Below are 23,155 nucleotides of genomic sequence, written 5' to 3'. Positions count from 1 at the left end.
GGCCGTAAGTCCCTAACACGCAGATTTCGGCACCTGCTAATTTGCCACCATGGCGGTACCGACCAACAACGGCGCTTCCCGGCGTCCGGGCACTTTGCCGTTGACCCCGCCCGGGGGCGTCGGCCTAAGCAGTGCCGTCAAACCGTTCACGAGCACCGGTCGATATTTCGCCGAGTCTTGGCGCGAATATCTCGGCCAAGCCCCTGACGAGCTTCCGATCGCGCGACCCACCCTCGCGCTGGCGGCCCAGGCGTTCCGCGACGAAGTCGTCCTGATGGGCCTGAAGGCGCGGCGCCCGATCAGCCGCCCGGAGGATTTCGAGCGCATCACGAGCGAGGTGACCGCGGGGCTGAAGTTCTATGGCGACCGGGGATGGCTCACCCATCCAAGGCGATTTTTCGGTGCGCCGCCGCCACTTTCGGACGTCACGGTGCGGAAGGTCAAAGGAGGCAGGCGCTCCTTCCACCGCATCTTCTTCGACAGCGGATACCGGCCCCGGCCGGGTGAACCCGGCGCACAGCGGTGGATGGGCTACACCGCGAACGATCGCGAGTACGCCCTGTTGCTCCGCCATCCGCAACCACGCCCCTGGCTGGTGTGCATCCACGGAACCGAAATGGGTCGGGCCGCATTGGATCTCGCTTTGTTCCGCGCCTGGCGGTTACACGAAGACCTCGGGTTGAACGTCGTCATGCCGGTCCTCCCGATGCACGGTCCCCGCGCCCGGGGCCTGCCGAAGGGTGCGGTGTTTCCGGGCGAGGACATCCTCGACGACGTGCACGCGACTGCGCAGGCGGTGTGGGACATCCGCCGGTTGCTGTCCTGGATACGCCGAGAAGAGCCGGAATCGCAGATCGGGTTGAACGGTCTGTCGCTGGGCGGCTACATCACGGCGTTGGTCGCCAGCCTCGAAACCGGGCTCACCTGTGCGATTCTCGGCGTGCCGGTCGCGGACCTGGTCGGGCTGCTGAGTCGGCACTCCGGGCTTGGCCCCGACGATCCGCGCCGTCGGACGATCGAAGCCGCCGAGCCCATCGGACGGATGACGTCGCCGCTGTCGCTCGCCCCGCTCGTGCCTATGCCGGGCCGCTTCATCTACGCCGGCGTCGCCGATCAGGTGGTGCACCCACGCGAGCAGGTGGTCCGCCTCTGGGAACACTGGGGGAAACCGGAGATCGTCTGGTACCGCGGCGGTCATACCGGCTTCTTCCGGGCGCGGCCGGTACAGCGGTTCCTCGAGGCGGCGTTGCAGCAGTCGGGCCTTCTGGATGGGGCGGTGCCCCGGCGCGACCGCCCCGCCTAGTCGGGGAGGTGGAGAATGAACCCGCTGGATCCGCTGGACGCGGCGATGATGACCGCGGAGTGGGTGTCCAACCCGATGCACGTCGGTGCCGTGCTGATCCTGTCGCCGCCTGACGACGCCGGGCCCGGCTACGTCGACGAACTGCACCGGAAGACGCTGGGCGGGAATCATCCGATCGATCCGAGGCTCAGCAGGTATCCGCACCGCGGTGTGGAGACCGGTGGCATGTGGGTCTGGCGGCACATGGATTCCGTTGATGTGAGCCGACATTGCCAGCGCCGCACGGTGTCCGGGGATGGGTTCTGGCGGCTGATCGGGGAGCTGGACGCGATGCGGCTGGACTGGAGCCGGCCGATGTGGATGTCGTATCTGATCGACGGCCTCGACGGGGGCCGCTTCGCGTTCTACATCAAGGTGCATCACAGCGTGACCGACGGGGTGGCCGGTTTTCAGATGATCACCGATGCGCTCAGCAGTGATCCCGACCGCCGGTCGATGCCGCCGTTTTACGCCGACTGCCGGCCCGAGCCCTCGCCGCGGGCTTCGGCCGGGTTGGTGTCTCGTCTGGTCGCGCCGCTGCGGTCGCTGACCGATGCGGCGGCGTCGAGTGCGGGGCTGGTCGGGCGGGTGGCCACCGGCGAGGTTGCGACCGTGCTGGATGCCCTGATCGGGCACACCACGGCGCTGCCCCTGGGGGCGCCCTACATCCGGTTCAACGGCCGCGTGGGCCCCGAGCGCGCGGTCGCCGCGGGCAGCTGGGCGAAAGATCGCATCCAAGCCGTGCGGCAGGCGGCCGGCGTGACCGGCCCCGACGTGCTCACCGCGATGGCGGCCGGCGTGGTGCGGCGGTGGCTGAGTGATCGCGCGGAACTGCCCAACCGGTCACTGGTGGCCGCGTGCCCCATCACGGTGCGCGACCCCGAGCACGAGACGCCAAACGATCAGCACGGCAACAGGTTCGGACTGTGGATGTGTCCGCTGGGCACCAACCTGGATGACCCGCTGGCCCGGCTGGACGCGATCCACCGATCCATGTCCGAGGGCAAGCACTGGGTAGCCAAACGGGGAGCGGCGGCGTCACTGCTGACGAACGCCGGCAGCATCGCAGCGACGGCGATCGGCCCGCTGCTGCCGTTCACGCCGAAAATCCGGACCGGATACAATCTGCCGATTTCCCACGTTCGCGGCCCGGTAGCCGAAATGTATTGGAACGGCGCTCGAATCGAGGAGATGTATCCGGTGTCGACGGTCTACGACGGTCACGCGCTCAACATCACGACGTGCGCGTACGCCGACCGGATCGGGTTCGGCTATGCCGCGGGGCGCGACGTGGTGCCCGATATCGAGACGTTCATCCCGTCGACCGAGGAGTGCTTGGCCGAGCTCGAAGCGGCACTGGGCGTTGCCAACTGAGCGTCGGCTACTGGCCGCTGGCACAATCAGCCGCGCGCCCGCTGCGAGGAGCGGCCGACGTGGGCCATGATGCGTTCCAGGACGGTATGGGACAGGTCGCCGTCGTCGGCGACACGCGACAGGCCGCGGCGTCGTAGGAAGGTGTCGAGGCGTCGATCTGGGGACCAGTCGGCATAAATCGGGCCGAGATAATGCGATTGCAGGAATTCCGAAGCCAGGGCGTCCACGTCAGAGTCGGTCAACGACAACGTCGGGGTACCGCCCATAGCCGCCATGCTCCTTCGTTCAGCCGCAACCGCACCAGCCAAGTTACGTCAGACGTCGCCACTATTCCGTCACGCGCAGATTGCGGATAGGGTCCAAAGTCATCACCGGAGCCGGCGCCCGCAATAGCCGTGGTGGGCCCGGGGCGACGCCACCCGGGCCGGCAGCGACATGGTGCGGACGACCCGCCGACGCCACATTCAGCGGCGGCTGCCTCGGACGCCGGTGCGAATTCTGACCGTGTCCCCACGCAGGCCGATTGGCCGCCCGCGCGGGGTCCTAGTGCCCTAGCGGTGGCCGCGGCGGCGTCCTACTTTCGAGCCAGAGGCGGCAGTTGAACCGGCTCTCCTCAATGACTTTGGAGGTTTGACGTGCGCGACGCGATCCCGATAGGGCGGATCGCCGGATTTCCGGTGAACGTCCACTGGAGCGTGCTGGTCATCCTGTGGTTGTTCACCTGGAGCCTGGCAAGCACGCTGCCCGGAACCGTCAAAGGATATTCGCACGGCGCCTACTGGTTGGCCGGAGCGTGCGGCGCGCTGGTGCTGCTGGCCTCGCTAGTGGCACACGAGCTCGCGCATGCCGTCGTCGCCCGCCGCGCCGGGGTGTCCGTGGGGAGCGTGACGCTCTGGCTGTTCGGCGGCGTGACCACCCTCGGCGGCGAGGCCAAGACGCCCAAGGCGGCCTTCCGGATCGCGATCGCCGGGCCGGCCACCAGCCTGGCGTTGGCCGCCGCCTTCGGCGGGCTCGTTGCGGCGCTGCATACCGTGCGCGCCGCTCCCATCGTGATCGGGGTCGCTTCCTGGTTGGCCGTCATCAATCTGCTGCTGGGCCTGTTCAACCTGTTGCCCGGCGCGCCCCTGGACGGTGGCCGGGTGCTTCGGGCCATCCTGTGGCGCCGCCACGGGGACAGCGTGCGAGCGAGCATCGGCGCGGCGCACGCCGGACGGGTGGTCGCCTTCATCCTCATCGGGCTGGGGCTGGCCGAATTTCTATTCGGCGGTGTGGTCGGCGGTGTCTGGCTGGCGTTCATCGGCTGGTTCATCTTCGCCGCCAGTCGCGAGGAGGAGACCCGGCTATCGACCCAGCAGATGTTCTCCGGCGTCCGCGTCGCCGACGCGATGACCGCGGGGCCGCATACCGCGCCCGGTTGGATCACCGTCGACGATTTCGTCCAGCGCTATGTGCTTGGTGACCGGCATTCGGCGTACCCGGTCGTCGACCGGAGCGGGGCGATCACCGGTCTGATCACGTTGCGTCGGTTGCGTGAGGTCGCGCCAGGCCAGCGCGCCACCGTCACCGTGGGGGAGGTCGCGCAACCGCTGCAAGAGGTGCCGTCCGGTGCGCCGCAGGAGCCGCTGACCGCCCTGCTGGAGCGGATGGCACCGGCCGGTCCACGCAGCCGTGCCCTGGTGTTCGATGGCGCGCAGGTGGTCGGCATCGTTACGCCCACCGATGTGGCGCGCCTCATCGAGGTTTATCGGCTCGCCCACCCAGAAGACGCGAAACCGGCGTCGGCGCAAAGCATTTAGTCGCACTCGTTTTTACAAGCAATGTTGTGTAAACTCTAGCCCATGACGTACGTGATCGGGAAGCCATGCATCGACGTGATGGATCGCGCCTGTGTGGACGAGTGTCCCGTCGATTGCATCTACGAGGGTGGCCGCGCGCTGTACATACATCCCGATGAATGCGTGGACTGCGGCGCGTGCGAGCCGGTGTGTCCGGTCGACGCCATCTACTACGAAGACGACCTGCCCGAGGAGCTCAAGCCGTACCTGGCCGACAATGAGGCTTTCTTCACCGAAACGCTGCCGGGCCGCGACGCCCCCTTGGGATCCCCGGGTGGGGCGGCCAAGATGGGTCCGCTCGGTGTAGACACGCCTTTGGTGGCCGCTCAGCCGAGGGCTGACCAAGCGGAAGGAGCGTGAAGGTCCCGTGAAGTTGTCGCCGACGTCGATCGGGGAATCCGCCAGCCGCCGCCGCGCGGTCCTGCGGGTCCTGCGGGCGTCACCCGATCCCATGAGCATCGCCGCCATCGCCGACGTGCTGGGCGTGCACCCGAATACCGTCCGCTTCCACCTCGACAGCCTGGTCGGCGACGGGCAAGTGGAGCACGTCGAGCTGGATCGCAAGGGGCCGGGCCGCCCGCCGCTGATGTTCCGCGCGGTCCGGCAGATGGACCGCGGCGGTACGCGGCACTATCGCCTGCTCGCCGAGATCCTGGCCGTGGCGTTCGCCGGAGAGCGTGATGCCGGTGCCAAGGCGTTGGCCGCGGGCCGGGCCTGGGGGCAAAAACTGGAAGCCAGCCTGGAAGCGGTGCCTACGGAACCCGCCAGCGCCGACGACGCGATCGACCACTTGGTCAACATGCTCGACGAGCTCGGCTTCGCGCCCGAACGCCGGGCGACCGACGGGGAGCAACAGGTCGGCCTGCGGCACTGCCCATTCCTGGAGTTGGCCGAGAACCGGACCGCCGTCGTGTGCCCGGTGCACCTGGGCCTCATGCAGGGTGCCATGGAGGCCTGGGGGGCGCCGGTGTCGGTCGACCGGCTCGACGCGTTCGTCGAACCGGACCTGTGCGTGGCGCACCTGGCGCCGCGGACCGCGACCAAATGAGCACCGGCCCGGCGATCGCCGTTGCGGTCACCTTCGTGTGGCTCGGCATGGTGCTGGCGATCTCGTTCCTGGAAGCTCCGCTGAAATTTCGCGCGCCCAACGTGACGTTGCAGATCGGGCTCGGCATCGGGCGGCTGGTGTTCCGGGCCCTGAACACCGTCGAGGTCTGCTTCGCCCTGGTCCTCGTGGCGCTCGTGGTCGGGGGCCCGACGACGACGGGCGTCACCGTCGCGATTTTCGTCGCAGCCGGCGCGCTGGCCGTCCAGTTGATCGCGGTACGCCCCCGACTGGCCCGCCGCTCGGACCGGGTGCTCGCCGGGTCGGACGGTCCGCGCTCCCGAGCCCACTACGTCTACGTCGGCTTCGAGGTGGTCAAGGTAATCGCGTTGGTCGTGGCGGGGATACTGCTACTGACGGCCTGATCGTGTCCGTTCAACCGCAAAGGACTCTGCTATGGAATCGATCTCGTTGACCAACCTCGCGTCCGAAAAGCTGGCCGAGGCCAAAGAATCGCACAGCGGGCGGGCCGCCCACACCATCCACGGCGGCCACAGCCACGAACTTCGGCAGACCGTGCTGGCTTTGCTTGGCGGCCATGAGCTTTCCGAACACGACGGCCCCGCGGAGGCAACGCTGCAGGTGTTGCAGGGCCACGTGCGCCTGACCATCGGCGGTGACGCCTGGGAGGGCAAAACCGGCGACTACGTCGCGATCCCAACCGAACGGCACGCCCTGCAGGCGGTCGAGGATTCGGTGGTCATGCTGACCGTGCTGAAGACCATTCCGTCGGTTCAATAGCCGGATGCTTTCCACGCCCTGGTCAAGGGAGTTCGGGCTGCGGGTGCCGATCGTCAACGCACCCATGGGCGGCGTCGCCGGCGGTCGGCTGGCCGCGGCGGTGACCGCGGCCGGCGGCCTGGGCATGGTCGGCATGGGCAGCGTCGCCACCAGGGAACTGCTGCGAACCCAGCTGCAGCACGTGCGGGGATCGTTCGGCATCGGCCTGGTCGATTGGGTGATGCGCACCGAGGCGGGCCTGCTCGAGGATGCCCTGGCCGCGCGGCCGGCCCTGCTGTCGGTCAGTTTCGGGACCGACTGGTCCTGGGTCACCAAGGCGCATGACGCCGGGATCCCCACCGCCACACAGGTATACGACGGTGTGGGGGCGCGTCAGGCGGCCGATGCCGGCGTCGACATTCTGGTCGCCCGGGGGTCCGAGGGCGGCGGTCACGGTGAGACGAAGCTCGCGACGCTGCCGTTGCTCGACACCGTGCTCGACGCCGTCTCGGTGCCGGTCCTCGCGGGCGGCGGTGTCGCTTCGGCGCGCAGCCTGGCCGCCGTGCTGGCCGCCGGTGCGAGCGGGGCGTGGGTGGGCACCCGCCTGGCCGCGTGTCCGGAGGCGCTCTCCGGCGACGGCAGCCGCCGCGCGCTGATCGCGGCCCGGGCCACCGACACGGCGGTCACCCGGGCCTTCGACGTCGCCCAGGCCCGGCCGTGGCCCGCGCGATTCCCGTCCCGGGTGCTGACCAACGACTTCGTCGAGCGCTGGACGGGTAAAGAGGACACGCTCAACCCGCAGGCCTGCGACGACCTCGCGGCCTCCATCGCCGCCGACGACCGCCGGGTCGCGCCCGTGGACGCCGGTCAGGGCGTCGGGATGATCCGCGACGACGCGTCGGTCGCCGAGGTGATCGACGAAATGTGTTCGGGCGCACAGCGTTTGCTGAGTGCCTGGGGCTCCTAGCCTTCGCCGGGGGTGAGCACGACGCAACAGCGGTCGGGCCCGGGGCACAGCTGGGCGTCGGGCCCATGCGGCGCCAGGGCATCGGCGACACCGGTGATGAGCGCGTGGTTCATGTTGCAGGCCAGCTCGGTCTGCTCCCGCGCAAGCGCGTGGAACGGGCAGTTGGCGAGTTCGATCCTGCGGCCGACGGCGCGCGGTTCGTAGCCGTACCTGCTCAAGACCTTGATGGCAAGCCTCAGTCCCGCGGCCGGGCTGGTGGGCCGGCGCGGCGTGGCGGCGATGGTCTGCCCGTAGTCGTGCGCCACCCCGTTGAGGACCTCGACAACGGGCGCACCGGTGGAGGAGGACTCGGCGATGGCTTTTGCCATCAGGCGTCCCGCCAATTCGTACTCGCGCTGGGGGAGGCTGACCGCGATGTCGCGGCCCGCCCGGCGATACAGCTTGGACGTCCGCCCCGCGCCCGGCCCGGATCGGCCTGTCACGCGCGCGTAGTCGCTTTCCAGCAGGCCCTCGGCGGTCAACCGATCCAAGTGAAACTTGGCCTGGTGGTTCGCAATCCCGACCGCGTCGGCCGCCTGGTCGCGGCTCACGGGCGCCGATTGGGCGCACACGAACCGGTAGAGCTCGCGGCGCACGGGGTCGGCGAGCGCCCCGATGCCGGCGGCGTCGCGTTCCAGGGAGTCGTCGTCCACGTCAACGGCCATTTCTAACGGATAAAAGTCTTGACGCTACAGTCTACGGATTCTAACGTTCAGATTGTTATCTGTTAGAAGGAGGAATCCATGAGCACCACCAACGCCACCCCAGCGCTCACCGCCCAATTGAGGGACCCGGCGCTGTCGGCCTACTACGCGCTGCGCACCGTTTTCACCATCGCGCCCATAGTCTTCGGGCTGGACAAGTTCTTCAACGTGCTGACCCACCCGCAGCACTGGAGCATGTACCTGGCCGGCTGGATCAACGACCTGGTGCCCGGGACCGCCGACCAATGCATGTATCTGGTGGGCGTCATCGAGATCGTGGCCGGCGTGCTGGTCGCGGTCGTGCCGCGGTTCGGCGCATGGGTGGTTGCGGCGTGGCTGGCCGGGATCATCGTCGACCTGCTCACCGGGCCGGGTTTCTACGACGTGGCACTGCGCGACTTCGGTCTGCTGGTCGGCGCCATCGCGCTCGCCCGGCTGGCGCAGGGCGTGCACACCGGCAGCATCGGGCGCCGATAGCCTCCCTGGCTCAGACCCCGCGTAGATAGCGTTTGGCGATGACGCGCTGCGCCACCGACACCACCGGCCTCGCGGCTTTACTCCACCAGGTGGCGGGCCGCGAGAACGCCGTCACCTCCGCGAACACCGCGGACGTGACGGGGTCGCGCCGGACGACGAAGCGCTCCTCGCCGGACTCCGGATGTCCCGGCAACGTGCCGTAGGCGAATCCACGGATGTCGGGCTCGTCGACGACGTACACCACGCGGCATGGCGCGGGCAGAAAACCCATGCGCACCACCACAACTGTGCCGACCTCCGCAACGTCGGAGCTGGCCCGCACCCCCAGCCCGGCCCCGTGCTGCATACCCCAGCGCATGACGGCGTCGGCGGCCTGCTCGAAGCGCTGCTGACCCGTGCCGATCTGGGTCTCCGTGTGTAGGTGGTCGTATCCCGCGGGCAAGTTGCCGGATGCGGTCGCCCCCACTTCGGGATAGGTCAGCGGGAGTTCCTCGAGCGCTGCTAAGTCCACCCGCTCAGCTTGCCACGCCGAGATACGCGGCGACATTTCCGGCGTACGGTCGTAAAAGTGACCGCACAAAACTCGAAAACTGTTGCAGAAGCGTCCGGAACCTTCAGCCTCGGCGGCGACCTGACCATCAACCGGCTCGGGTTCGGCGCCATGCGCCTGACCGGCAAGGGTGTCTGGGGGCCGCCGGCCGATCGTGACGAGGCCGTCCGGGTGCTGCGCCGCGCGGTCGAGCTCGGCGTGAACTTCATCGACACCGCGGATTCCTACGGCCCCTACATCGCCGAGGACATCATTCGCGAGGCGCTGCACCCCTACGACGGGTTGGTCATCGCAACCAAGGCGGGGCTGCTGCGCACCGGACCGGACGTCTGGATCCCGCTGGGCAACCCGAGTTATCTGCGGCAGGAATGTGAGATGAGCCTGCGCCGCCTGGGCGTCGACACCATCGACCTGTTCCAGCTGCACCGCATCGACCGGGACTTCCCGCTGGCCGACCAGGTGGGCGAGCTGCTGACGCTGAAGAACGAGGGCAAGATCCGCCACATCGGCCTGTCCGAGATCACCGTCGACCAACTCACCGAGGCCCAGCGGACCACCGAGATCGTCTCGGTGCAGAACATGTACAACCTGTCCGCCCGGGGCGCCGAACCGCTGCTGGACGCCGCGACCCAGCAGGGCATCGGCTTCATCCCGTGGTTCCCGCTGGCCGCCGGGCCGCTGGCCGCCCCCGACGGCCCGCTGCAGCGCATCGCCGGCGAGCACCACGCGACTCCGTCGCAACTGGCGCTGGCCTGGTTGCTGAAACGGTCGCCGGTGATGCTGCCGATTCCGGGCACCTCGAAGGTGGCGCACCTGGAGGAAAACGTGGCCGCCGCCGAGATCACACTGACCGACGACGAGTTCGAAACCCTCTCAGCGGCCGGGGCTCAACAGACGGTCTGACCGCGCCGCCCCTTCTGCCGCGCAATACGGTGTGCTGGTGGCGGAACATCAGCAGCACCGCGGCGGCGGGTTCAACCCACCGGAGCCGACGACCAAGGGCGGGCCCGACTACGGCAGGTTCATCGATGCCGTGCGCACCCTGCAGGACCACGCCCGCGCCGTCGACGCGCCCGACGCGGTGATCACCGAGGCCGCCAACCTGCTGGACAAGGTGTCGGCGCTGCTGAGCCCGTTCGACGCCGACGAGTGGGAGTCCCCGTCGGGGCGCCGCATGGACCTGCCGATGCGCGGCAACATCCTGTCCGTGCCCATGAAGGCCCGCAAGACCGACGACGGCCGCATCCAGGGCTCGGCCCGGTTCGCCCGGTTTCACCTGGGCCGCAACGGTGCCGTGCACGGCGGCTGCCTGGGCATGCTGTTCGACAGCGTGCTCGGGTTGACGTCCTCGGTGCTCACCGGGGGGCCCTACCAGCGCACTGCCTACCTGAAGATCGACTACCGCCGCATCGTGCCGATCGAAAAGGAATTGCAGTTCGACGCCGGCATCGACCGGGTGGACGGGCGCAAGATCTTCGTGTCCGGCCGGTTGACCGACGGCGACACCCCGCTGACCGAGGCCGACGCCCTGTTCGTGCGGCTCAAGCCGGGTCAGCCCTGACGGCCCAGCCGGCTGCCGCGAACACGGATCGGCGTTGGGTACGGCACAGGTCGACCACCGCGTCGGGGACGTCGTCGAGACGCAGGTCAGCGGCCCACCCGGCCAACCGTTCGATGGTGGTAACCACGCTGGCACGGTAGGCGCACTCCGATCGAGGGGTCAATCAGTGGTGGCCCGGCGGTGTGGGGTGGTGGTCGGCCACACGGATAGCATGGTCGCGATCGTTCCGACATGTCCAAGCCTGGAGAATTGACCCGATGAGTGCCGCCGCGCAGCCCACCCCGCAGGCCGATGGAGCCCCGATCCGGGTTCCTGCCGGCACCACCGCGGCGGCCGCGGTGCGGGAGGCGGGGCTGCCGGGCCGGGGTTCCCCGGACGCGGTCGTGGTGGTGCGCGACGCCGGCGGCAGGTTGCGCGACCTGAGTTGGGTGCCCGAATCCGACGTCGAGGTCGCCCCGATCGCCGCCAACACCGACGAGGGCCGCAGCGTCATCCGGCATTCGGCCGCGCACGTGCTGGCCCAGGCCGTCCAGGGTCTGTTCCCGCACGCCAAGTTGGGCATCGGGCCGCCCATCACCGACGGCTTCTATTACGACTTCGATGTGGCGGAGCCGTTCACCCCCGAGGACCTGGCGGCGCTGGAAAAGCGGATGCGCCAGATCGTCAAAGAGGGACAGCTGTTCTCCCGGCGCGTCTATGAGTCCAAAGACGAGGCCCGCTCGGAGTTGGCCAACGAGCCGTACAAGCTCGAACTCGTCGACGACAAGTCCGGCGACCCCGACATCATGGAGGTCGGTGGCGACGAGCTCACCGCCTACGACAACCTCAATCCCCGCAGCCGGCAAAGGGTTTGGGGCGACCTGTGCCGCGGTCCGCACATCCCGACCACCAAGCACATCCCGGCGTTCAAGCTGACCCGAAGTTCCGCCGCCTACTGGCGGGGCGACCAGAAAAACGCCAGCCTGCAACGCATCTACGGCACTGCGTGGGAGTCCCAGGAGGCGCTGGATCGCCACCTCGAGCTGATTGAGGAAGCCCAGCGCCGCGACCACCGCAAGCTGGGCACCGAACTGGACCTGTTCAGCTTCCCCGACGAAATCGGTTCCGGGCTGGCGGTTTTCCACCCCAAGGGCGGCGTCGTGCGCAGGGAGCTGGAGGAGTACTCGCGGCGCAAGCACATCGAGGCCGGGTACGAGTTCGTCAACACTCCGCACATCACCAAGGCGCAGCTGTACGTCACGTCGGGTCACCTGGAGTGGTACGCCGACGGAATGTACCCGCCGATGCATCTCGACGCCGAGTTCAACGAGGACGGCACGGTGCGCAAGCCGGGCCAGGACTACTACCTCAAGCCGATGAACTGCCCGATGCACCACCTGATCTACCGGTCGCGCGGGCGGTCGTATCGCGAACTTCCGTTGCGGCTCTTCGAGTTCGGCAGCGTGTATCGCTACGAGAAATCCGGCGTGGTGCACGGCCTGACCCGGGTGCGCGGCATGACTCAGGACGACGCGCACATCTACTGCACGCGTGAGCAGATGCGCGACGAGCTGGCGTCGGTGCTGCACTTCGTGCTCGACCTGCTGGCCGACTACGGGCTCAACGACTTCTACCTCGAGCTGTCCACCAAGGACCCGGAGAAGTACTCCGGGTCTGACGAGATATGGGACGAGGCCACCGAGGTCCTGCGCGACGTCGGCTTGGCCTCCGGGCTGGAGCTGATCCCCGACCCCGGCGGCGCGGCGTTTTACGGCCCGAAGATCTCGGTGCAGGTCAAGGACGCGCTGGGCCGGAGCTGGCAGATGTCGACCATCCAGCTCGACTTCAACATGCCGGACCGCTTCGAGCTGGAATACACCGCCGCCGACGGTTCGCGTCAGCGTCCGGTGCTGATCCACCGCGCGCTGTTCGGGTCCATCGAGCGGTTCTTCGGCATCCTCACCGAGCACTACGCCGGCGCGTTCCCGGCGTGGCTGGCGCCCGTGCAGGTGGTCGGCATCCCCGTCGCCGACGAACACGTGCCCTACCTGGAAAGCATTGCCGCGCAGCTCAAATCGCACGGTGTGCGGGTGGAGGTGGATGCCAGTGACGACCGGATGGCCAAGAAGATCGTCCACCACACCAACCAGCGCGTCCCGTTCATGTTGCTGGCCGGTGACCGCGACGTCGAGGCCGGTGCCGTCAGCTTCCGCTTCGGTGACCGCACGCAGATCAACGGTGTGCCACGGGACAGCGCCGTCGACGCCATCGTGGCTTGGATCGCCGATCGCCAAAATGCTGCTCCCACAGCCGAACTCGTAAAGGTGACCGGCGGTGAGTAAACAGTGACCGAAGAGGAGCACGCCGACGACACCATCCTGGACACGGGCGTCGGCGAAAGTGACCACCTGCAACGTCTCTGGACGCCGTACCGGATGAACTATCTGGCCGAGGCGCCGATGAAGCGCGACCCCAACTCCGCGGGCAAGACCGAGCAGCCGTTCACCGACATCCCGCGACTGTCCGACGAGGAAGGCCTGGTGGTCGCCCGCGGCGAGCTCGTCTACGCCGTCCTCAACCTCTACCCGTACAACCCCGGGCACCTGATGGTGGTGCCGTACCGGCGAGTGTCCGAGCTCGAGGACCTCACCGAGGACGAGAGCGCGGAGTTGATGGCCTTCATACAGAAGGCAATTCGCGTCATCAAGAACGTTTCGCGGCCGCACGGCTTCAACGTCGGGCTGAACCTGGGGACCTCGGCGGGCGGTTCACTGGCCGAACACCTGCACGTGCACGTCGTGCCGCGCTGGGGCGGCGACGCGAACTTCATCACCATCATCGGCGGCTCGAAGGTGATCCCGCAGTTGCTGCGCGAAACCCGGCGGTTGCTGGCCACGGAGTGGACAAAGCAGCCATGAGGCTCGGGCGCACATGAGTAAGGTGCCGTTCCTGTCGCGGGCGGCGTTCGCGCGGCTCACCACTCCGACCGCCAGGGCGTGTCTGCGGCTGGGTTTGACCCCCGACGCGGTCACCATCTTGGGCACAGCCGGATCTGTGGCGGGTGCGCTCACGCTCTTCCCGATGGGCAAGCTGTTCGTCGGTGGCTGCGTGGTCTGGTTTTTCGTGCTGTTCGACATGCTCGATGGGGCGATGGCCCGGGAGCGCGGGGGCGGCACCCGCTTCGGCGCCGTGCTGGACGCCACGTGCGACCGGGTCAGCGACGGCGCGGTGTTCTGCGGACTGCTCTGGTGGATCGCCTTCGGCCTGCACGACAAGCTGCTGACGGTGGCGACGTTGATCTGCCTCGTCACGTCGCAGGTCATCTCTTACATCAAGGCGCGGGCCGAAGCCAGCGGACTGCGCGGCGACGGTGGCATCATCGAGCGGCCGGAAAGGTTGATCATCGTGCTGGTAGGTGCGGGCGTGTCCGACTTCCCCTTCGTCGCCTGGCCACCCGCCTTGGCGGTGGCGATGTGGCTGCTGGCGGCGGCCAGCGTGGTCACCTGCGTACAGCGGTTGCGCACCGTGTGGACCTCGCCGGGCGCGACGGAGCGTATGCCGTGATCCCGGGCATGGGTTTGATCGCCACCCCCCGCCGCCTGGCATCCGGCACCGCGAGCGACTGGGGGTACGCCGCCGGCTGGATGGCCGTGCGCGCGATGCCGGAATTCGCCGCGCGCACCGCTTTCGGGGCGGGCGCCCGCTATGCGGCCCGCGGCGGCGGCCCGGACCAACTGCGCAAGAACCTGGCCCGCGTCATCGGCGTGCCGCCCGCCGAGGTGCCCGACGCGCTGATGCGGGCCTCGCTGGCCTCCTACGCCCGCTACTGGCGTGAGGCGTTTCGCCTGCCGGGGATGGATCTTCGCGCGGTCGCCCGCCAACTCGACGAGACATTCAAGGGGGCAGACAACCTGGACGCGGCGCTGGCGAAGGGCCGCGGGGCGGTCTGCGCGTTGCCGCACAGCGGCAACTGGGACATGGCCGGGGTGTGGCTGGCGCAGACGCGCGGCACCTTCACTACCGTCGCCGAGCGGCTCAAACCCGAATCGCTGTATCGGCGTTTCATCGACTACCGGGAAAGCCTCGGCTTCGAGGTGCTGCCGCTGTCCGGCGGCGACCGGCCGCCCTTCGAGGTGCTGTGTGACCGGCTGCGCGACAACCGGGTGGTCTGCCTGATGGCCGAACGTGACCTCACCCGCTCCGGCGTCGAGGTCGAGTTCTTTGGTGAACCCACCCGGATGCCGGCCGGGCCGGCGAAGCTGGCGATCGAGACCGGGGCGGCGCTGCTGCCCTCGCATTGCTGGTTCGCCGACGACGGTTCGCGGGTCTGGATCCAGCCGCCGCTGGACTGCAGCAGCGGCGACGTGCAGGCCATCACCCAGGCGCTGGCCGACCGGTTCGCCGAGAACATCGCCGCCCACCCCGAGGACTGGCACATGCTGCAACCCCAGTGGCTGGCCGACCTGTCGGACGCCAAACGGGCGCGGCTCAGGGAGACCTGATGCGGATCGGGATGGTCTGCCCATACTCGTTCGACGTGCCGGGCGGGGTGCAGTCGCACGTCCTGCAGCTGGCCGAGGTGATGCGCAGGCGCGGCCACGACGTCAGCGTCCTCGCTCCGGCTTCGCCGCACGCGGCCCTGCCCGACTACGTCGTCTCCGCCGGCAAGGCCGTCCCCATTCCCTACAACGGCTCGGTGGCCCGGCTGCGGTTCGGCCCGGCGACGCACCGCAAGGTCAAGAAGTGGCTTGCCGAAGGCGATTTCGACGTCCTTCACCTGCACGAGCCGAACGCGCCGAGCTTGTCGATGCTGGCCCTCAACATCGCCGCGGGGCCGATCGTTGCGACGTTTCACACCTCAACCACCAAGTCGCTGACGCTGACGGTGTTTCAGGGCATCCTGCGCCCGATGCACGAGAAGATCGTCGGCCGGATCGCCGTATCCGACCTGGCCCGCCGCTGGCAGATGGAGGCGCTCGGCACCGACGCGGTCGAGATCCCCAACGGGGTAGACGTCGACTCGTTCGCCTCGGCGCCGCCGCTGGACGGCTACCCGCGGCCGGGCAAGACGGTACTGTTCCTGGGCCGCTACGACGAGCCGCGCAAGGGCATGTCGGTCCTGCTCGACGCCCTGCCCGGGGTGGTCCAGCGCTTGCCGGATGTGCAGCTGCTCATCGTCGGCCGCGGCGACGAGGACGAATTGCGCGGCCAGGCAGGCGAATTGGTGAAGCATATTCGCTTTCTGGGTCAGGTCGACGACGCCGGGAAGGCCTCGGCGATGCGCAGCGCCGACGTGTACTGCGCGCCGCACCTCGGCGGCGAGAGCTTCGGCATCGTCCTCGTCGAGGCGATGGCCGCCGGCACCGCGGTGGTCGCCAGCGACCTCGACGCCTTCCGGCGCGTGTTGTGTGACGGCGAAGTCGGGTGCCTGGTGCCAGTCGGCGACGGCGTAGCGCTCGCGGATGCCCTTGTCTCGGTGCTAGAAAACGATGTGCTGCGCGAACGCTACGTGGCGGCCGGTTCGGCCGCGGTCCAGCGCTACGACTGGTCGGTGGTGGCCAGCCAGATCACACGCGTATACGAGACGGTCGCCGCGGCCGGCGCCAAGGTCAAGGTGGCGAGCTGATGACGTGGCTGATCGTTCCCATCGCGATACTGGTGGGGCTCCTGGCGATATTGGGTGCCTGGGCGTATCAGACGGCCAACCGGCTGGACCGGCTGCACGTCCGCTACGACCTGTCGTGGCAGGCGCTCGACGGTGCGCTGGCGCGGCGCGCGGTCGTCGCGCGTGCGGTCGCCATCGACGCCTACGGCGGTGCCTCCGAGGGCAGGCGGCTGGCCGCGCTGGCCGACGCCGCCGAGGCCGCGCCGCGGCAGGCGCGTGAGTCGTGCGAGAACGAGCTTTCGGCCGCGCTGGCGATCGTCGATCCGGCGTCGCTGCCGGCCGGGCTGATCGCCGAGCTGGCCGACGCGGCGGCCAGGGTGGTGCTGGCCCGCCGCTTCCACAACGACGCCGTGCGGGACACCTTGGCACTGCGCGAACGATTCCTGGTGCGGACGCTCCGTCTCGGCGGAACCGCCGCGCTGCCCAGCTATTTCGAGATCGTCGAGCGGCCGCACGCGCTGGCCCACGGAGACCACGGGGTGCTCAGCCACCGCACGTCCGCGCGCGTGGTGCTGCTCGACGAGACCGGCGCGGTGCTGCTGCTGCGCGGTTCGGATCCGGCGATCGCCCGCGATCACGCGCCGAGGTGGTGGATCACCGTGGGCGGCGAGGTGCGCAAGGGGGAGCGGCTGGCCGAGGCGGCCGCCCGGGAGTTGGCCGAAGAGACCGGGTTACGAGTGGCGCCGGCGGAGATGATCGGCCCCGTGTGGCGGCGTGACGAGGTGTTCGAGTTCAACGGCGCCTTGATCGACAGCGAAGAGTTCTACTTCGTACACCGCACCCACCGCTTCGAGCCGTCCGCTGCGGACCGAACGGACTTGGAACGCAGCTACATCCACGGCCACCGCTGGTGTGATTCCGCTGAGATCGCCCGACTGGGCGCGGCCGGTGAGACGGTGTACCCGATGCAGCTGTCCGAACTGCTCACCGACGCGGCCGCGCTGGCCGGCGGCCGCGCGCCGGGCCCGCTGCAATCGATCCGCTGACGCGGTCAGAACCCGCTCGGTAGACCGTTGGAGACCAACGGCGGCAATCCCGCAAACAGCGGGTTCCCAATTCCGGACGCGACGCCTGGGCCGAGATACCCCGCAATGCTCACCGGACCCGGGAAGAGCCCGGGCGCATAGCCCAGGTCGACGATCGGCTTGAGGAACGGTTGCAGCAAGTCTGCCAACGGATTTCCGATGATGGGCAGGAACATGCGCAGCGGATCGAGCAGCGGCAATTGTGTGGTGGGCATGAAATAGAAGGTCAGGTTGCCGATCTGCTCGTGCAGGGCGCTGGCGACTTGTGCCGCGGAGAGGAAGGGGACCGTGTGGTGCAGATCCAGGAACCCGAAAAGGGCGTTGAGGTCCGACGGGAGCCACAAGGGATGCAGCGGGAAGTCGGCAATCGCGTCGTATTGCAGCGTGAAAATGGAGGTCGCGTAGGACGTCGTCAGCGGGGTGGCGAAGTGAAACGCACCGAAGCCCGGAATGAAGTGCGTCAAGATGCCGCCCATCGGATTGTTCGGGTCGGCGAGCAATACGAAGTTCAGCAGGTCCTGACTCGGCCGTAGGGCGGCCGGCAGAGCCTGAAGGTAGCGCATTTCCATGCTGGCAATGGTCGCGCTCTGCGAATAACCGACGACGACAACGTGATTGCCGGCGGCGGTCTGAGTCAGGATTGCACTGTTCAGCGTTGCCACACCCTGGTAGACCGACTTGCCGAAGGTTTCGCTGCCGAGCCCGGTGATCGGCCAAAACTGTTCAGGCGTACGCAAACTCACCAGGGTGTACCCGGAGTAATTCTGGGCGAGATACGCCTGTTCGATGGACGTCATGTACCTGAGGTCCGGCGACGGGTTGCCGGTGCCGCCCATGATCAGCGCGATCTTGTCCGACCCCGTCGACGACTGCATGGCGGCCGCGTTCGTGGCCTCTGTTTCGGCGTACGCGGTCTTTGCCGTGATCAGGGTCTCCACGAACTGGTTGTGAAACAGTTCCGCCTGCGCGCTGAGCGCCTGGTACTGCTGGGCATGCGTGTCCAGCATCGCCGCCACGCGCACCGACACCGAATCCGTAGCCGGCGGTAGCACTCCCGTCGTGGGGGCGGCCACGGCCGCGTTCGTCGCCTCCATGGACGAGCCGATCGCTTGCAGCTCGTCGGCGGCCGCCGCCATGGCGTCGGGGTCGGTGATCACGAACGACATCGCCGCTCCTGACTAACTCGGCACCGCGCGCGGTGTCAGGCCTTCGCGCGTTCCGGCGATCGAATGTGTGGCCGTGGCCGTCCCCCGCCCGGGGATGCCCGTGGAGGGCAGGTGCGGCGTGGTGGGCAGGCTCGCCGAAATGGGGCTGACCGGGGCACTGGGTGCCACCGTGGCCGCGGGAGTCGGGGCCGCCGCCGGCGCCGCGCCGGCCCAGCTCGCCGGGACGGACAGCGCCCCAATCGAACCGGCCCGGCCCGTACTGGCCGAGACCACGCGCCCGGCGAGCTGCGCGGTCATGGGGCCGCCGGTGCCGGGGCTGACCGTCGACGCCACGACCGGATCCATCGCGGGGACGCTGCCCGCGCCGCTCAGCAACGGATTGGTGCCGGACATCAGCTGGCCCACCATCATGTTCATGGGCTGCATCGCGAACTGGGCGGGCGTCGAGAGCATCTGCAGCTGCGACATCGGGTTCATCAGCTGCTGGGTCAGCGTCTGGGTCAGGGCCTGAAAAAGCTGCTCCCCGAACGAGGTGAAGGTCGGGGTGGGCAGGCTCGTCAGGGTGAGGGGTGGGTTGCTGAACGGGGTCCACGTCGCCTCGGCCGCCCGGGTACTGGCGTCGTAGGCGGTCATCGCCGTCACGTCCTGGGCCCACATCTCGGCGTACTGGGCTTCGGTCGCCGCGATAGCCGCGGTGTTCTGGCCCAGGAGGTTGGTCGCGATGAGCGATGCCAGCAGCGCCCGGTTGGCCGCAACCACCTCCGGGGGCACCGTCGCGGTGAACGCCGCCTCGAACGCGGCTGCCGACAACCGGGTTTGGTTGGCCACCGACTCTGCCTGCGCCGACGTCGCGGTCATCCACTGCACGTACGGTGCGGCGGCCGTCGCCATCGTCATCGACGCGGGACCCTGCCATGCCCCACCCGTCAGGGTCGACACCGTCGACTGGAAGGAACTTGCCGCGGAGCCCAACTGGGCGGCCAACGCGTCCCACGCCGCCGCCGCTGCCCACATCGAACCCGAGCGCGGTCCCGCATACATCCGCGCGGAGTTGATCTCCGGCGGCAAGAGCACGAAATCCGGCAACATCCTGACCCCTCCTCAGCCAGGTCGGCGGCCGCCATCCCCGGTGCGAGGCGGCCCGCTATTCGTCGTGTTCGAATCCGCGATGTGAGCAAACTAACCATGAAGTGTGTAGCAAGGGGTCGATTTACGGGCCTAGGGCCAATCGGCCCCTTTTGTGGGTCCACAGTGGGAAAACTCGTCTCCCGCCCCCACTAGACTGGGGTGACAACGGTTGAAGGAGATCAGCAGTGGATACCGCCGCGTCACCCAACGGCAGCGGAACCGGCACCGCGCGCGTCAAGCGCGGCATGGCCGAGATGCTCAAGGGCGGCGTCATCATGGACGTCGTCACCCCGGAGCAGGCCCGCATCGCGGAGGGCGCCGGCGCCGTCGCGGTGATGGCGCTGGAGCGGGTGCCCGCCGACATCCGCGCCCAGGGCGGCGTGTCGCGGATGAGCGACCCCGACATGATCGAGGGCATCATCGCTGCGGTGACGATCCCGGTGATGGCCAAGGCGCGCATCGGGCACTTCGTCGAGGCCCAGATCCTGCAGAGCCTCGGCGTCGACTACGTCGACGAGTCCGAGGTGCTGACCCCCGCGGACTACACCCACCACATCGACAAGTGGAAGTTCACCGTGCCGTTCGTGTGCGGGGCCACCAATCTGGGCGAGGCCCTGCGCCGCATCAGCGAGGGCGCGGCGATGATCCGGTCCAAGGGCGAGGCCGGTACCGGCGACGTCTCCAACGCGACCACGCACATGCGGGCGATCGGTGGCGAGATCAGGCGGCTGATGTCGATGTCGGACGACGAATTGTTCGTCGCCGCAAAGGAATTGCGGGCGCCCTACGACCTGGTCGTCGAGGTGGCCCGGGCCGGCAAGCTGCCGGTCACCCTGTTCACCGCGGGCGGCATCGCCACGCCGGCCGACGCGGCGATGATGATGCAGCTCGGAGCCGAGGGCGTGTTCGTCGGCTCGGGGATCTTCAAGTCGGGGGATCCCGCGCAGCGCGCCGCCGCCATCGTCAAGGCCACCACGTTCTACGACGACCCGGACGTGTTGGCCAAGGTGTCGCGCGGGCTGGGCGAGGCCATGGTGGGGATCAACGTCGAGCAGATCGCGCAGCCCCACCGGCTTGCCGAACGCGGCTGGTAAAAACAGTCCGTGGCGATCGAAGAGATCCTTGATCTCGAGCAACTCGAGGTCAACATCTACCGCGGTCGGGTGTTCAGCCCGGAGTCGGGATATTTCCAGCGCACGTTCGGTGGCCACGTGGCCGGGCAGTCACTGGTGTCGGCGGTGCGCACGGTCGACCCGCGCTACCAGGTGCACTCGCTGCACGGTTACTTCCTGCGACCCGGGGACGCCAACGAGCCCACGGTCTTCATCGTCGAGCGCACCCGCGACGGCGGCTCGTTTGCCACCCGGCGCGTCAATGCCATTCAGCACGGCGAAATCATCTTCAGCATGGGGGCGTCCTTCCAGACCGACCAGGAGGGCATCCACCACCAGGACGTCATGCCGGCGGCGCCGCCGCCAGACGGGCTGCCCGGTCTGGACTCGATCAAGGTGTTCGACGACGCCGGCTTCAAGCAGTTCGAGGAGTGGGACGTCTGCATCGTGCCGCGCGAGCGCTTGCAGCTGTCGCCCGGCAAGGCATCCCAGCAGCAGGTGTGGTTCCGCCACCGTGACCCGCTGCCGGACGATCCGGTGCTGCACATCTGCGCGCTGGCCTACATGAGCGACCTGACGCTGCTGGGGTCGGCCCAGGTCACCCACCTCGACGTGCGCGAGCACCTGCAGGTGGCCTCGCTGGATCACGCGATGTGGTTCATGCGGCCGTTCCGGGCGGACGAATGGCTGCTGTATGACCAGAGTTCGCCGTCGGCCAGCGGCGGCCGCTCGCTGTGCCAGGGCAAGATCTTCACGCAGTCCGGCGAGATGGTGGCAGCGGTCATGCAGGAGGGGCTGACCCGCTTCAAACGCGGATACCAGCCGACCAACCAGTGAGCGCCCCGCGGATCGGGGTCCTGGCGCTGCAGGGTGACACCCGCGAGCACCTGGCGGCCCTGCGCGAGGCGGGCGCCGAGTCGATGCCGGTGCGCCGGCGCAGCGAACTCGAGTCGGTGGACGGGCTGGTCATTCCCGGTGGGGAGTCGACCACGATGAGCCACCTGCTGCTCGACCTCGGCCTGCTCGAGCCGTTGCGGGGCCTGCTGGCCGACGGGCTGCCCGCCTATGGCGCGTGCGCCGGGATGATCCTGCTGGCCAGCGAAATCCTCGACGCCGGCGCGGGCGGCCGGGAGGCGCTGCCGCTGCGTGCGATCGATATGACCGTGCGACGCAACGCCTTTGGGCGGCAGGTCGACTCGTTCGAGGGCGACATACCGTTCGCCGGTTTGGACGGTCCGGTGCGCGCGGTGTTCATCCGCGCCCCCTGGGTGGAGCGCGCCGGCGCCGACGTGCAGGCGCTGGCCGAAGCGTCCGGGCACACGGTCGCGGTGCGGCAAGGCGCGAAGCTGGCGACGGCGTTTCACCCCGAGATGACCGGCGACCGGCGCGTCCACCAGCTCTTCGTGGACATTGTCAACGGCAACGCCTGACGCACCGGTCACATCCGCACCAGTTTTCGGGTGGTGCTGCGATCCCGGAAATTGATAGCGCGCGCGATATCAATTTCGGGAAGGCGCATATCCCTGGGTCCTTGTGACTGCTGAGGCGGCTGGGCCGCTAGGGGAGCGGCCGGGCGATCGCCGCCACCCGCCCACGTAGACTCGTCTGGCGAAACTTCGAAGACAGAAGAGGTAAGAGACACCAATGAGCGGCCATTCCAAGTGGGCCACCACCAAGCATCAGAAGGCCGTCAAAGACGCGCGCCGCGGCAAGGAGTTCGCCCGGCTCATCAAGAACATCGAGGTCGCCGCGCGGACCGGCGGTGGGGACCCGGCGGGCAATCCGACGCTGTACGACGCCATCCAGAAGGCGAAGAAGACCTCGGTGCCCAACGACAACATCGAGCGTGCCCGCAAGCGCGGCGCCGGCGAGGAAGCCGGCGGCGCCGACTACCAGACGATCATGTACGAGGGCTACGGGCCCAACGGCGTGGCGGTGCTGATCGAATGCCTGACCGACAACCGCAACCGCGCCGCCGGCGAGGTCCGGGTGGCGGTGACCCGCAACGGCGGCACCATGGCCGATCCGGGCTCGGTCTCGTATCTGTTCACCCGCAAGGGGGTCGTCACGCTGGAGAAGAACGGGCTCACTGAAGACGACGTGCTGACGGCGGTTCTCGACGCCGGCGCCGAGGACGTCAACGACCTCGGTGAGAGCTTCGAGATCATCTCGGAGCCAACCGATCTGGTCGCGGTGCGCACCGCGTTGCAGGACGCCGGTATCGACTACGAGTCCGCCGAGGCCAGCTTCCAGCCTTCGGTCAGCGTGCCGGTGGACGTCGACGGCGCCCGGAAGGTGTTCAAGCTCGTCGACGCCCTCGAGGACAGCGACGATGTGCAGAACGTCTGGACCAACGTCGATCTGTCGGACGAGGTGCTGGCCGCTCTCGACGAGGAGTAACCGCCT

Annotated in this window: 27 protein-coding genes; 21 read left to right on the top strand and 6 right to left on the bottom strand. The window is 68.5% G+C overall.

The genetic code is table 11. The features are described 5' to 3' along the window. The first annotated feature begins 49 nt into the window (after positions 1–49). On the top strand, positions 50–1,303 hold the full coding sequence (locus A5750_RS09205) for a S9 family peptidase (RefSeq protein ID WP_067262205.1): 1,254 nt from the start codon (positions 50–52) through the stop codon (positions 1,301–1,303). 15 nt (positions 1,304–1,318) lie between these two features. Further along, positions 1,319–2,716, top strand: a complete 1,398-nt coding sequence (locus A5750_RS09200) for a wax ester/triacylglycerol synthase family O-acyltransferase (protein WP_067262202.1) — start codon at positions 1,319–1,321, stop codon at positions 2,714–2,716. A gap of 26 nt (positions 2,717–2,742) precedes the next feature. Here the strand turns inward: A5750_RS09200 and A5750_RS09195 are convergent, their stop codons facing one another. Further along, entirely contained in the window at positions 2,743–2,958 is a 216-nt protein-coding gene (locus A5750_RS09195; RefSeq protein ID WP_197505398.1) for a hypothetical protein, read from the bottom strand. 393 nt (positions 2,959–3,351) lie between these two features. Here A5750_RS09195 and A5750_RS09190 point away from each other — a divergent pair, with 393 nt between their 5' ends. From A5750_RS09190 to A5750_RS09165, 6 genes are read left to right on the top strand one after another with little or no spacing between them, the layout of a single operon-like run. Further along, positions 3,352–4,512: a site-2 protease family protein gene (locus A5750_RS09190; protein WP_067262200.1), complete on the top strand. Its 1,161-nt coding sequence runs from the start codon at positions 3,352–3,354 to the stop codon at positions 4,510–4,512. Positions 4,513–4,554: 42 nt separating this feature from the next. After that, positions 4,555–4,911, top strand: coding sequence for a ferredoxin (gene fdxA / locus A5750_RS09185; RefSeq protein ID WP_067262198.1), 357 nt, complete (start codon positions 4,555–4,557; stop codon positions 4,909–4,911). 7 nt (positions 4,912–4,918) lie between these two features. Next, on the top strand, positions 4,919–5,599 hold the full coding sequence (locus A5750_RS09180; protein ID WP_156664304.1) for a metalloregulator ArsR/SmtB family transcription factor: 681 nt from the start codon (positions 4,919–4,921) through the stop codon (positions 5,597–5,599). Further along, positions 5,596–6,021: a hypothetical protein gene (locus A5750_RS09175; protein ID WP_066950585.1), complete on the top strand. Its 426-nt coding sequence runs from the start codon at positions 5,596–5,598 to the stop codon at positions 6,019–6,021. Before A5750_RS09180 ends, A5750_RS09175 begins: the two co-directional genes overlap by 4 nt. 31 nt (positions 6,022–6,052) lie before the next feature. Then, on the top strand, positions 6,053–6,397 hold the full coding sequence (locus A5750_RS09170) for a cupin domain-containing protein (RefSeq protein ID WP_067262185.1): 345 nt from the start codon (positions 6,053–6,055) through the stop codon (positions 6,395–6,397). Between the two features lie 4 nt (positions 6,398–6,401). After that, positions 6,402–7,343, top strand: coding sequence for a nitronate monooxygenase family protein (locus A5750_RS09165; RefSeq protein ID WP_067262182.1), 942 nt, complete (start codon positions 6,402–6,404; stop codon positions 7,341–7,343). On the opposite strand, the gene A5750_RS09160 is transcribed toward A5750_RS09165, so the two are convergent. After that, a complete protein-coding gene (locus tag A5750_RS09160) occupies positions 7,340–8,047 on the bottom strand; it encodes a metalloregulator ArsR/SmtB family transcription factor (protein WP_156664303.1) in 708 nt (235 codons plus the stop codon). The genes A5750_RS09165 and A5750_RS09160 overlap by 4 nt on opposite strands. Before the next feature lie 78 nt (positions 8,048–8,125). On the opposite strand from A5750_RS09160, the gene A5750_RS09155 reads away from it, so the two are divergent. Beyond that, complete coding sequence (locus tag A5750_RS09155; protein ID WP_067262180.1) at positions 8,126–8,563, top strand: DoxX family membrane protein; 438 nt, start codon at positions 8,126–8,128, stop codon at positions 8,561–8,563. A gap of 10 nt (positions 8,564–8,573) precedes the next feature. Here the strand turns inward: A5750_RS09155 and A5750_RS09150 are convergent, their stop codons facing one another. Continuing rightward, the gene (locus tag A5750_RS09150) at positions 8,574–9,074 is read right to left on the bottom strand and encodes a DUF1990 family protein (protein ID WP_066950062.1); all 501 of its coding nucleotides are present in this window, start codon (positions 9,072–9,074) and stop codon (positions 8,574–8,576) included. 57 nt (positions 9,075–9,131) lie between these two features. On the opposite strand from A5750_RS09150, the gene A5750_RS09145 reads away from it, so the two are divergent. Together A5750_RS09145 and A5750_RS09140 are read left to right on the top strand one after the other, a co-directional pair. Beyond that, a complete protein-coding gene (locus A5750_RS09145; protein WP_066950059.1) occupies positions 9,132–10,016 on the top strand; it encodes an aldo/keto reductase in 885 nt (294 codons plus the stop codon). Positions 10,017–10,047: 31 nt separating this feature from the next. Continuing rightward, the gene (locus tag A5750_RS09140) at positions 10,048–10,674 is read left to right on the top strand and encodes a PaaI family thioesterase (RefSeq protein ID WP_066950057.1); all 627 of its coding nucleotides are present in this window, start codon (positions 10,048–10,050) and stop codon (positions 10,672–10,674) included. Here A5750_RS09140 and A5750_RS25785 read toward each other — a convergent pair. Then, on the bottom strand, positions 10,655–10,801 hold the full coding sequence (locus A5750_RS25785; RefSeq protein WP_156659322.1) for a hypothetical protein: 147 nt from the start codon (positions 10,799–10,801) through the stop codon (positions 10,655–10,657). The genes A5750_RS09140 and A5750_RS25785 overlap by 20 nt on opposite strands. 130 nt (positions 10,802–10,931) lie before the next feature. On the opposite strand from A5750_RS25785, the gene thrS reads away from it, so the two are divergent. From thrS to A5750_RS09110, 6 genes are read left to right on the top strand one after another with little or no spacing between them, the layout of a single operon-like run. Beyond that, positions 10,932–12,995, top strand: coding sequence for a threonine--tRNA ligase (thrS, locus tag A5750_RS09135; RefSeq protein ID WP_067262178.1), 2,064 nt, complete (start codon positions 10,932–10,934; stop codon positions 12,993–12,995). Between the two features lie 3 nt (positions 12,996–12,998). After that, positions 12,999–13,571, top strand: a complete 573-nt coding sequence (locus A5750_RS09130; RefSeq protein ID WP_066950050.1) for an HIT domain-containing protein — start codon at positions 12,999–13,001, stop codon at positions 13,569–13,571. A gap of 13 nt (positions 13,572–13,584) precedes the next feature. Next, entirely contained in the window at positions 13,585–14,217 is a 633-nt protein-coding gene (gene pgsA / locus A5750_RS09125; RefSeq protein WP_066950047.1) for a phosphatidylinositol phosphate synthase, read from the top strand. 8 nt (positions 14,218–14,225) lie between these two features. Continuing rightward, on the top strand, positions 14,226–15,155 hold the full coding sequence (locus tag A5750_RS09120; protein WP_066950578.1) for a phosphatidylinositol mannoside acyltransferase: 930 nt from the start codon (positions 14,226–14,228) through the stop codon (positions 15,153–15,155). After that, a complete protein-coding gene (locus A5750_RS09115; protein ID WP_066950045.1) occupies positions 15,155–16,279 on the top strand; it encodes a glycosyltransferase family 4 protein in 1,125 nt (374 codons plus the stop codon). The genes A5750_RS09120 and A5750_RS09115 overlap by 1 nt, the downstream gene beginning before the upstream one ends. Beyond that, positions 16,279–17,304 (top strand): NUDIX hydrolase, encoded by a 1,026-nt coding sequence (locus tag A5750_RS09110; RefSeq protein WP_067262176.1) that lies wholly within the window; start codon positions 16,279–16,281, stop codon positions 17,302–17,304. The genes A5750_RS09115 and A5750_RS09110 overlap by 1 nt, the downstream gene beginning before the upstream one ends. 5 nt (positions 17,305–17,309) lie before the next feature. Here A5750_RS09110 and A5750_RS09105 read toward each other — a convergent pair whose 3' ends face one another. Continuing rightward, positions 17,310–18,509, bottom strand: coding sequence for a PE-PPE domain-containing protein (locus A5750_RS09105; RefSeq protein WP_067262172.1), 1,200 nt, complete (start codon positions 18,507–18,509; stop codon positions 17,310–17,312). A 12-nt stretch (positions 18,510–18,521) separates the two neighbouring features. After that, entirely contained in the window at positions 18,522–19,598 is a 1,077-nt protein-coding gene (locus A5750_RS09100) for a PPE family protein (protein ID WP_082959075.1), read from the bottom strand. A 284-nt stretch (positions 19,599–19,882) separates the two neighbouring features. On the opposite strand from A5750_RS09100, the gene pdxS reads away from it, so the two are divergent. The 4 genes from pdxS to A5750_RS09075 all read left to right on the top strand — a co-directional run bounded on the left by pdxS (position 19,883) and on the right by A5750_RS09075 (position 23,149). After that, complete coding sequence (pdxS, locus tag A5750_RS09090; protein WP_231989162.1) at positions 19,883–20,731, top strand: pyridoxal 5'-phosphate synthase lyase subunit PdxS; 849 nt, start codon at positions 19,883–19,885, stop codon at positions 20,729–20,731. Between the two features lie 9 nt (positions 20,732–20,740). Continuing rightward, positions 20,741–21,586, top strand: coding sequence for an acyl-CoA thioesterase II (tesB, locus tag A5750_RS09085; RefSeq protein ID WP_067262170.1), 846 nt, complete (start codon positions 20,741–20,743; stop codon positions 21,584–21,586). Continuing rightward, positions 21,583–22,179, top strand: coding sequence for a pyridoxal 5'-phosphate synthase glutaminase subunit PdxT (pdxT, locus tag A5750_RS09080; protein WP_067262169.1), 597 nt, complete (start codon positions 21,583–21,585; stop codon positions 22,177–22,179). The genes tesB and pdxT overlap by 4 nt, the downstream gene beginning before the upstream one ends. Before the next feature lie 214 nt (positions 22,180–22,393). After that, complete coding sequence (locus A5750_RS09075; RefSeq protein WP_067205682.1) at positions 22,394–23,149, top strand: YebC/PmpR family DNA-binding transcriptional regulator; 756 nt, start codon at positions 22,394–22,396, stop codon at positions 23,147–23,149. The last annotated feature ends 6 nt before the right edge of the window (positions 23,150–23,155 follow it).

Origin of the sequence: Mycobacterium sp. 852002-51613_SCH5001154 (genome assembly GCF_001667425.1) — a bacterium.
Taxonomy (GTDB): domain Bacteria; phylum Actinomycetota; class Actinomycetes; order Mycobacteriales; family Mycobacteriaceae; genus Mycobacterium.
This window is presented reverse-complemented; position numbering and strand designations above follow the sequence as displayed.